The organism is Azospirillum sp. B4 (assembly GCF_000333275.1).
GTDB lineage: Bacteria > Pseudomonadota > Alphaproteobacteria > Azospirillales > Azospirillaceae > Nitrospirillum.
This window is the reverse complement of the sequence record NZ_BACU01000327.1, coordinates 1-1,278: the sequence shown is the minus strand read 5'-3', so window position 1 is coordinate 1,278 and position 1,278 is coordinate 1. Positions and strand designations below refer to the sequence as shown.

1 protein-coding gene is annotated in these 1,278 nt (G+C 69.8%); it reads left to right on the top strand.

The annotated features are described in order from the left end of the window. The first annotated feature begins 252 nt into the window (after positions 1 to 252). Entirely contained in the window at positions 253 to 1,272 is a 1,020-nt protein-coding gene (locus I55_RS14740; protein WP_159107201.1) for a glycosyl hydrolase family 18 protein, read from the top strand. Positions 1,273 to 1,278: the final 6 nt, after the last annotated feature.

The following is a 1,278-nucleotide window of genomic DNA, read 5'->3' as shown; positions in this document are numbered from 1 at the left end:
GATCGACCGCCCGACCATCGACCAGTCCACGGCGGCCTATGCCAGCGTGCTATGGCTGGCCATGCAGGCCAGCGGCACCTTCCGCGCGCCGGCAGCGCATTGAGGGGAGCGGGGGACGGTACGCCGTCCCCCCCAAACCGCTATTGGGCCAAATGACGATTTTACCGGAATAGCCCGGTGACGTTCTCCCCGATCCCTCCTCTACGGTAACTGGCAACGGTTGAACCACGTGAGGGAAGGAACGGCATGGGCATGGGGCAATTCTTGCGGCGGGCGGGGCTGTTGCCCGTCCTGTTGCTGCTGGGAACCGTCGGGGCGGCACAGGCGCCAGCGCGGGCGGGCGATCATTCCGCAGGCGATCCCCGCCTGGGTTTCGCACCCTATATCGACGTGGCGGGCAATCCCGACCTGGCCGCTTGGGGGGCCGCCACCGGGCAGAAGGCCTTGACCCTGGCCTTCTTCAACGCCCAAGGTTCCTGCCAGGGTGGCTGGCCGGCGCCGGAAGCGCGGGTGCTGGAGCGGGTGGCGGCCTTCCGCGGCGCCGGTGGCGCCGTCATCTTGTCCAGCGGCGGCTGGAACGCCGATGATCTGGCGGAACGCTGCGCCGGCGCCGACGCCATCGCCGACCAGTATGACGGGGTGCTCACCCGGTTCGGTGCCGACCATCTGGATATCGACGCCGAGGACGGCGACGTGCACGACAATTTGCGGCCGGAGATCATCGCCCGGCGAACCGCCGGCCTGCGCCGACTTCAGGACCGTTGGGACGCGGCGGGCAGGGCGCTGCACCTGTCCTTCACCTTGGCGGTGCGGCCGGATCTGGGCATGCGTCCCATCGACCTGGCGGTGTTGCGATCCGCCGTGGCGGCCGGCGTGCGCTTCGACGTCGTCAACCTCATGACCATGGACTACCGCGACGGCCATTCCGCCGGCCGCATGGGCCCCCGTTCCCTGGAAGGCCTGGCCCATGCGCGTGAACAACTGGCGGCCCTGCTGCCCGGGCGCACCGATGCCCAGTATTGGGCCATGATCGCCGCCACGCCCATGATCGGCCAGAACGACGCCGGGGACGAGGTCTTCACCCTGGACGACGCCCGCCTGCTGCGGGCCTTCGCCGATCGGCACGGCCTGGCCGGCTTGGCCTTCTGGTCCGTGGGCAGGGACAACGGGTCCTGCGCCGGTGAGGGGAAGGCACGGGGTGATTGCAGCGGCATGGACCAAAAGGCCCATGCTTACGCCCGCGAGTTCGCCGGGTTCACGGGGCGGCGCTAGAGCGGG

Coding starts and splice junctions, on each gene's coding strand:
- I55_RS14740 (WP_159107201.1), top strand. CDS start 253: ATGGGGCAATTCTTGCGGCGGGCGGGGCTGTTGCCCGTCCTGTTGCTG.